10 protein-coding genes and 1 tRNA gene are annotated in these 7,600 nt (G+C 70.7%); 7 read left to right on the top strand and 4 right to left on the bottom strand.

Features of this window, described 5'->3' with window-relative positions:
• Positions 1-1,115 (bottom strand): serine/threonine-protein kinase (locus IE312_RS35835; RefSeq protein WP_229900849.1); only part of this gene is annotated, 1,115 nt, incomplete at its 3' end.
• Between the two features lie 84 nt (positions 1,116-1,199).
• Positions 1,200-1,748, bottom strand: a complete 549-nt coding sequence (locus tag IE312_RS35830) for a helix-turn-helix domain-containing protein (RefSeq protein ID WP_189986505.1) — start codon at positions 1,746-1,748, stop codon at positions 1,200-1,202.
• Positions 1,749-1,930: 182 nt separating this feature from the next.
• On the opposite strand from IE312_RS35830, the gene IE312_RS35825 reads away from it, so the two are divergent.
• A tRNA-Ala gene (locus tag IE312_RS35825) sits at positions 1,931-2,003 on the top strand.
• Between the two features lie 72 nt (positions 2,004-2,075).
• Here the strand turns inward: IE312_RS35825 and IE312_RS35820 are convergent.
• On the bottom strand, positions 2,076-2,777 hold the full coding sequence (locus IE312_RS35820; protein WP_189986504.1) for a DUF5324 family protein: 702 nt from the start codon (positions 2,775-2,777) through the stop codon (positions 2,076-2,078).
• A 269-nt stretch (positions 2,778-3,046) separates the two neighbouring features.
• On the opposite strand from IE312_RS35820, the gene IE312_RS35815 reads away from it, so the two are divergent.
• Together IE312_RS35815 and IE312_RS35810 are read left to right on the top strand one after the other, a co-directional pair.
• Entirely contained in the window at positions 3,047-3,607 is a 561-nt protein-coding gene (locus IE312_RS35815; protein ID WP_189986503.1) for a peptidylprolyl isomerase, read from the top strand.
• Positions 3,608-3,678: 71 nt separating this feature from the next.
• Positions 3,679-4,566 (top strand): rhomboid family intramembrane serine protease, encoded by an 888-nt coding sequence (locus IE312_RS35810; protein ID WP_189986502.1) that lies wholly within the window; start codon positions 3,679-3,681, stop codon positions 4,564-4,566.
• Between the two features lie 249 nt (positions 4,567-4,815).
• Here the strand turns inward: IE312_RS35810 and crgA are convergent, their stop codons facing one another.
• Entirely contained in the window at positions 4,816-5,070 is a 255-nt protein-coding gene (gene crgA, locus IE312_RS35805; RefSeq protein ID WP_061922326.1) for a cell division protein CrgA, read from the bottom strand.
• Between the two features lie 152 nt (positions 5,071-5,222).
• Here crgA and IE312_RS35800 point away from each other — a divergent pair, with 152 nt between their 5' ends.
• From IE312_RS35800 to IE312_RS35785, 4 genes are all read left to right on the top strand, one after another.
• Positions 5,223-6,011 (top strand): DUF881 domain-containing protein, encoded by a 789-nt coding sequence (locus IE312_RS35800; RefSeq protein ID WP_189986501.1) that lies wholly within the window; start codon positions 5,223-5,225, stop codon positions 6,009-6,011.
• A gap of 21 nt (positions 6,012-6,032) precedes the next feature.
• Positions 6,033-6,698 carry a class E sortase gene (locus IE312_RS35795; protein ID WP_189986500.1) on the top strand — a complete coding sequence of 222 codons (666 nt, stop codon included), beginning with the start codon at positions 6,033-6,035 and terminating at the stop codon, positions 6,696-6,698.
• A gap of 63 nt (positions 6,699-6,761) precedes the next feature.
• Complete coding sequence (locus IE312_RS35790; RefSeq protein WP_189986499.1) at positions 6,762-6,923, top strand: hypothetical protein; 162 nt, start codon at positions 6,762-6,764, stop codon at positions 6,921-6,923.
• Complete coding sequence (locus IE312_RS35785) at positions 6,920-7,558, top strand: aminodeoxychorismate/anthranilate synthase component II (protein WP_189986498.1); 639 nt, start codon at positions 6,920-6,922, stop codon at positions 7,556-7,558. The genes IE312_RS35790 and IE312_RS35785 overlap by 4 nt, the downstream gene beginning before the upstream one ends.
• Positions 7,559-7,600: the final 42 nt, after the last annotated feature.

The following is a 7,600-nucleotide window of genomic DNA, read 5'->3' as shown; positions in this document are numbered from 1 at the left end:
CCCGTCCCCGCACCAGAACCCGTGAACGCGTCCGCGCCCGCACCCGGACCCGTGAACGCCCCCGCCCCCGCACCCGACCCCGTGAACGCCCCCGCCCTCGTCCCCGGACCCGTGAACGCGCCCGCGCCCGGCGCCGCTTCGGGGGATGCGTCGGTGCCCGGTTCCGATGCCTCCTCCGTGGCCGCTTCCGCCGCCCCGCCCGCGGCCGGCCCCGATGCCACGCCGGAGGCCCGCCGGAGGGGACCGTCCGGGCCGAACCCCGGGGGCAGCGGGCCGAGTTGGTCGAAGATTTCGACGAGTTCGTCGTCCGGGCCCGGCTCCGGCAGGAGTTCCGCCGCGGCCGCCAGCGCCTTGCGCGCCCCCGTGGCGGTGCGGAAGCGGTCCGCGGGATCCGGCTGGAGCAGCGAGGCGACGACCTGCCAGAGCGGCTCCGGAACGCCCTTGGGCGGACCGGGCGTGCCGTGTTCCAGGAAGTACCGCACCAGCGCCTGCGCGTCCGGCTTGGCACCCTCCAGCAGGTACAGGGCGACCAGGCCCACGGCGAACAGGTCGGCGGGGAAGTCGGGTTCGGCGCCCAGCATCTGCTCGGGCGCGAGGTAACCGGGTGTGCCCACCACCAGGTTGGTCTCCGTCAGCCGGGGTTCCCCCAGTCGCATGGCGATGCCGAAGTCGGACAGCCGCAGCCGCGGCCGGCCCGTACCGGTCGCCTCCAGGAGTACGTTGGCGGGCTTGATGTCCCGGTGGACGACGCCTTCTGCGTGCACGGCGGCGAGCCCGGACAGCAACTGGTCGAGCAGGGTGCACACGAAAACCGGCGGGAGGGGGCCGTAGTCGCCGACCAGGTGGACCAGCGAGCCGCCGGCGACCAGGTCCATGGTGAACAGCACCTTGTCGTCGTCGGCGGCCCAGCTGGCGGGCGCGAGCACGTGCGGATGGTCGATGCGCAGCGCCTGCTCCCGCACGAAGCGGAGCAGGGAGTGGGCGTCGCGCTGCTGGAGGACCTTCGCGGCCACGTACCGCCGGCGGCGGTGGTCCCAGGCACGCCATACGGCGCCCACCCCGCCGCGACCGATCGGGTCGGCCAGCTCGTACCGGCCGGCGAACACCTCACCCATGGCAGCCGCCGCTCCTCCCCTAGCCCGACGAACCCCCCGTACCCCTGCTCCCCGCGCCCCTCACCGCCCACGGGAGGGAAGGGGTCAGTTCTGGTGCGACTGGTAGTGCGCGACGGCGTCCGAGGTACGGCCGGCGCCGTACACGCGGAGGAACTCGGCGAGTTCGGGGTGGCTCGGGGCGAGGGCGTCCGCGGCGTCGATGATGTCGCCGGCGGCGGCCACCGAGCGCAGCAGCGACTGGATCTCGCGGACCACGCGCTTGACCGTGGGCGCACCCGAACTGTTCGTGGTGTGCGTGGTGTTGCTGAGCACCGAGCCCCCCTGCGACTTCTTGATCTCGTCCATCCGGTCGGTGGCCTCGGCGGCGCTGACACTGCCGTCCGCGACCTGCGACGCCAGCTCCTGCAGCAGCTGCACCCGCTGGACCACCGCGGGGTTGCCGATCTTCGCGCGCTGGCCGCTCATCAACTGCGACAGCATCGGAGCGGACAGGCCCAGGACCGCCGCGAGCCGGGCCTGGTTCAGCCCCAGGTCGTCGATGAGCTTACGGAAGAGCGCCCCCAGCGGCTCCCCGTACCAGTTCCGCTGCAGCTCCCGCGCTCTCGCGGTGGCTTCCTGCTGTGCGGCGTCCATTGCGTCTCCCCATCGCTTCCCCTGAAAACCGCGGTTCGCTGTAGCGAACCACGTCGAGCATCTTACGGAGAGTGGTCATCCGCGGGGACCCCCAATCTTTTTGCGGGATACGGGGGGTGACCCGGTAGTCTGGTCTGCGGCACCCGCCGGAACGCGATTCTTCCGGCCGGGCGCTCCTTCCCGGGGCCTTAGCTCAGTTGGTAGAGCGCCGTCTTTGCATGGCGGATGTCAGGGGTTCGACTCCCCTAGGCTCCACAGAAAATGCCCTCCGGCCTGCGGAAACGCAGGCCGGAGGGCATTTGCCGATGCGTCTTCAGTTCTCCGGGCTCACACCTCGTCGTCGCGGTCGGCCGCGTCCTCGTCGGCCTGCTTGGCCTCGACCTCGGGATCCAGGCCCGCCGGACCGGTTCCGTCGACCGAGGTCAGGCGGCCTTCGTCGGAGACCTCCGTCGCCGCGGGCGGCTCGACCAGCCAGTCGGGGTTGGCCTGCTTGTCCCACCACTTCCAGGCCGCGAAGGCGCCGCCCGCCACGACGGCCAGCACCGCCGTCAGCTTCAGGGCGCGGCCGGTGCGGGACCGCCGGGCATTGCGGCGGGCCAGTTTCCGGATCTCCTCGGCCGACACCTGGCCGCGCAGTGCGGCCAGCGCGGCGGCGCCGCGCGCGGCGGCCTCGTCGCGGACCGGCGCGGTGGCGGCGACGGCCTGTTCCAGCTTGGGACGTGAATATGCGGCGGCCTGCCGGGCGGCTTTGCGGGTACGGACGGCGGCCTCGTGCGCGGCCACGTCCACCTTCGGCGGGACATGGGCGCGGGCCTGCTCCAGGCGCGGGGCGAGCCGGGCGTCGTACTGCTCGCGGGCCTGTTCGGCGGCCTGCGACACCACGGGCGCCAGCCGTACGCGTGCCTCCTGCGCGTAGTGCGCGGCACGCTCCTTGGCCGTGTCGGCGTAGGGCGCCACCACTTCCGCGGCGTGCAGCACGCTGTCCTTCGCCGAGCCGGTCGCGGCGCGCACGCTGTCGATGCGGGTCACGGGTTCCTCCTCCTCGGTGGCGTACGGTAATTCGACTTTCCACCCTTTTACGGATCATGCCTGCCGGCGGCGGGTGGGGCATGCGCGGGCGGGCATATGGGTGCCGGTCGCTTGCCTCCGCGTGAGCCGGGCGACCAGGGTCCTCCCATCGACACTGCCATGGATCGCCGCGCCGTGCCGTGCGCCCCGCCCAAGTCGTGGCCGTCCGGCGACGCGCGGCCGGGAGCGTGGAAGGATCGAGGGCGGCGGACGACAACGGAAGGCGGACCGTGGCCGAGCAGCTGTATGCCACCCTGAGGACCACCCTCGGCGACATCGAGGTGCGGCTCTTCCCGCTGCACGCTCCCGTCACGGTCAGGAACTTCGTCGAGCTGGCCCGCGGGGAGCGCGAGTGGATCCATCCCGGCACCGGTGTCCGGAGCGCGAGCCCGCTCTACGACGGCACGGTCTTCCACTCCGTCATCAGCGGGTTCATGATCCAGGGCGGTGATCCGCTGGGCAACGGCCTGGGCGGCCCCGGCTACGGCTTCGAGGACGAGTGCCACCCGGACCTGGCCTTCGACGTCCCGTACCTGCTGGCCATGGCGAACGCCGGCCCGGGCACGAACGGCTCCCAGTTCTTCATCACCGTCACGCCGAGCACCTGGCTCAACGGCAAGCGGACCATCTTCGGCGAGGTCACCGGGCCGGCCGGCCGGAAGGTGGTCGACGCCATCGCGAACGTGCCGACCGGACGCAACGACCGGCCGCTCACCGACGTCGTGCTGGAGACGGTGGTCGTCGAGACGCGCGAGGACCGGCCGGGAACCGGACGCGCCGCTCGTCCGTAGGAAAGAGCGGGGGAGGATGGTGCCGTACGAACGGTACGGCCAGGTACGGACACGACGACCGAGGGGAACTGATGGACCAGCCCGCAGGGAGCGCGCAGGAGGCCCGGAGCGTGCCCGTGTGCTATCGGCACCCGGACCGCGAGACCGGCGTGCGCTGCACCCGCTGTGAGCGCCCCATCTGCCCCGAGTGCATGGTCAGTGCCTCGGTCGGCTTCCAGTGCCCGGACTGCGTCCGCGGCGGCTCCGGCACGGGGCACGCACCGCAGGTGTCCCGGCCGCGCACACTGGCCGGCGGCACGGTCACGGCCGATCCCCGGCTGCTGACCAAGGTCCTGATCGGGATCAACCTCGCGGTGTTCCTGGCGCAGCTCGCCGCCGGTGACCGCTTCACCAACCGGTTCGAGCTGATCGGGCAGGCCTACACGCCCCTGCTCGACGGGGTGCAGGGCATCGCCGAGGGCCAGTACTACCGGCTGCTGACCGCGATGTTCCTCCACGGCGGCTACGTCCACATCCTGTTCAACATGCTCAGCCTCTGGTGGATCGGCGGTCCCCTGGAGGTCGCCCTCGGCCGGGCCCGCTTCCTCGCGCTCTACTTCGTCTCCGGCCTCGCCGGCAGCGCGCTGACGTATCTGCTCGCCGCGCCCAACCAGCCCTCCCTCGGGGCCTCCGGGGCGATCTTCGGGCTGTTCGGCGCCACCGCCGTGCTGATGCGCCGGCTCAACTACGACATGCGCCCGATCATCGCCCTGCTGGTGATCAACCTGATCTTCACCTTCGGGTGGAGCAACATCTCCTGGCAGGCGCACATCGGCGGGCTCGTCGCCGGTGTGGTCACGGGGTACGCGATGGTCCACGCCCCGCGCGAGAGGCGGTCACTGATGCAGTACGGCACCTGTGCCGTGGTCCTGGCGCTGTCGGTGGCGCTGGTGCTGGTCAGAACCGCTCAGCTCACCTGAGACCGAACCGTTGTCCACAGGCTGTGCCGAATCTTGTGCATGGCGTGCGGGCACAGCTGCGCCCCCTGTCGCTCGGATGTGTATCCGCAGGTCAGACAGGGGGCGAACAGACGTATGGCGTTCGGTTGGCCAGTCACACCGGCGTCAACGCGCCATGAGTTATCCACAGATCGTAGTTTCTTTTCCCCAGGGAGACTGTGGACAGCACCCCTGGCCTGTGGATAACTCCGTGAACAGCCCTGGGCAGAGCTACTTCCACTGCGTGGAGACACCGAAGCCGGCGGCGATGAAGCCGAAGCCCACCACGATGTTCCAGTTGTCCAGGCTGTCGATGGGCAGCGAGCCGTCCGTCACGTAGAAGACCACGATCCAGGCCAGGCCGATCAGGAACATGGCCAGCATGACGGGCGCGACCCAGGCGCTGTTGGTGAGCTTGATGGCCTGCGCCTGCTTCGCCGGCGGCGGCGTGTAGTCGGCCTTCTTGCGGATACGTGACTTCGGCACGAGGGTCTCTCCTGTCGATGCGCTGCGTGGCCGCGCAGGTAACTGGGTCGGGCTCGGGGCAGCGTACAAGGGCCCCACATGACGACTCTGTGTGCTCCCCCGGGCGTCCGTTAGCGTAGTGCTTCCGCGGCGCCGAAGGAGATAAGGGTACGTTGAGCAATTCTGCCGACTCCCCCGGGACGGGATCAACGGGTACGGGCCCCGTCCGCAGGATGCGTCCGCGGCCCGTGCGGATCCTCACCGCGGCCGTCTTCGCCCTCGCCGGACTGATCTTCTTCACCAGCTTCGACACCGCCAAGGGCACCGACATCCGCCAGGACGGCTCGCTGCTGAAGCTGTCCGACCTGATCCAGCAGCGCAGCCGCAAGAACAAGGAGCTGGACGAGTCCAACGCGACCCTGCGCGACAGCGTGGAATCACTCGCCGAGAGCGACGACGGCAGCACCAAGGCCCAGGACGAGAAACTCGGCGGGCTGGAACGGAACGCGGGCACGCAGCGGCTGACGGGCAGGGCCGTCACGGTCACCCTCAACGACGCGCCGCCCAACGCGACCGCCAAGCTCCCCGGCTATCCCGAGCCGCAGCCCGACTACCTGGTCATCCACCAGCAGGACCTGCAGGCCGTGGTGAACGCGCTGTGGCAGGGCGGCGCCCGGGGCATCAAGGTGATGGACCAGCGGCTGATCTCCACCAGCGCGGTGCGCTGCGTCGGCAACACGCTGATCCTGCAGGGCCGCGTCTACTCACCGCCGTACAAGATCACTGCGGTCGGGGACCCGGACCGGCTCAAGCAGTCGCTCGCCGCGAGCAAGGCGATCCAGACCTACATGGTCTACGTCAACGTCTACGGCCTGGGCTGGAAAGTCACCGACGACGGCACGGTGACTCTTCCCGGGTACTCCGGCACAGTGGACCTGCACTACGCGAAGCCAGTGGGGTAGACGTCCGTCCGGGAGCCGCCGGTGCGCGTGATCGTCAGAACCGTCAGCGAACTGTGCATCACCGTCGGCACCCTGATCGTGCTCTTCGTCGTCCACCTGCTGTTCTGGACGGGCGTACGGGCCGACGCCGCGATGGGCGACCAGATCGACCGGCTGCACGCCCAGTGGTCGCGGGGGAGCGACCGGGCCCGGGCCGCGGCGGCGCCCGCGCGGTACGCACCCGGCAGGCCCTTCGCGATCATGTACATCCCGCGGCTCGGTGCCACCTGGCACAAGCCGGTGCTGGAGGGCACCGGCGCCGGCACCCTGAAGAAGGGCCTCGGCCACTACGCGGGCACCGCCCGCCTGGGCCGGCGGGGGAACTTCGCCGTCGCCGGGCACCGGCGGACGTACGGTGACCCGTTCGAGGACTTCCCCCAGCTGCGGCCGGGCGACGCGGTGGTGCTCACGGACGGCTCCACCTGGTTCACGTACCGGATCGACAAAGGCCCGCACAGAACAGTGCCGACCGATGTCGGGGTGATCGACCCTGTTCCCCGCGATTCCGGGTACCGGCGTCCGGGACGGTACCTGACGCTGACCACGTGCGATCCGGAATGGGGGCACAGTCACCGGCTGATCGTCTGGGCCCACCTGGATTCCACCCGCCCCGTGGAGGCAGGCGAACCGGGGGCCCTGCGCCGCTAGTCTGGTGACGTACGGCGTGGGTCTGGTGCCGTAGGGGACACGGAAGGGACGGCAAGGAACGGCATGTACGGCTGGATCTGGCGGCATCTGCCGGGCAACGCGTGGGTGAAGGCGCTCCTGTCCCTGCTCCTGGTCCTGGCCGTGGTCTGCGTCCTGTTCCAGTACGTCTTCCCGTGGGCCGAGCCGCTGCTGCCCTTCAACGATGTGACGGTGGACAACCAGTGAGTGCGCGGATTCTCGTCGTCGACAACTACGACAGCTTCGTCTTCAACCTCGTCCAGTACCTGTACCAGCTGGGCGCCGAGTGCGAGGTCCTGCGCAACGACGAGGTGTCGACCTCGCACGCCCAGGACGGTTTCGACGGCGTGCTGCTCTCGCCCGGGCCCGGGACGCCGGAGCAGGCGGGCGTGTGCGTGGACATGGTCCGGCACTGCGCGGCCACCGGCGTGCCGGTGTTCGGGGTCTGCCTCGGCATGCAGTCGATGCAGGTGGCGTACGGCGGTGTGGTCGACCGCGCGCCCGAGCTGCTGCACGGCAAGACCTCGTTGGTCGAGCACGAGGGCAGGGGCGTGTTCGCCGGGCTGCCCTCGCCCTTCACCGCGACCCGCTACCACTCCCTGGCCGCCGAGCCCGCCACGGTCCCGGCCGAGCTGGAGGTGACCGCCCGCACCCACGACGGGATCATCATGGGCCTGCGCCACCGTGAACTCGCGGTGGAGGGGGTGCAGTTCCACCCCGAGTCGGTGCTGACCGAGCACGGGCACCGGATGCTGGCCAACTGGCTGGCGGAGTGCGGCGACCAGGGTGCCGTGGCGAGGTCGGCGGGGCTCGCCCCGGTGGTGGGCAGGGCCACGGCGTGACCGCCCTGCGCCCCGAGCGCGAGGACTTGTACGGCGGCGGGA

The sequence above is a fragment of the Streptomyces capoamus genome (assembly GCF_014654935.1).
GTDB lineage: Bacteria > Actinomycetota > Actinomycetes > Streptomycetales > Streptomycetaceae > Streptomyces > Streptomyces capoamus.
Note: the sequence above shows the minus strand (reverse complement) of the source record. Positions and strands in the feature narration are given on the sequence as shown.

Bases quoted from the DNA above. Each gene is read 5' to 3' on its own strand.
- IE312_RS35790 (WP_189986499.1), top strand. From the start codon at position 6,762: ATGTACGGCTGGATCTGGCGGCATCTGCCGGGCAACGCGTGGGTGAAG.
- IE312_RS35810 (WP_189986502.1), top strand. From the start codon at position 3,679: ATGGACCAGCCCGCAGGGAGCGCGCAGGAGGCCCGGAGCGTGCCCGTG.
- IE312_RS35830 (WP_189986505.1), bottom strand. From the start codon at position 1,748: ATGGACGCCGCACAGCAGGAAGCCACCGCGAGAGCGCGGGAGCTGCAG.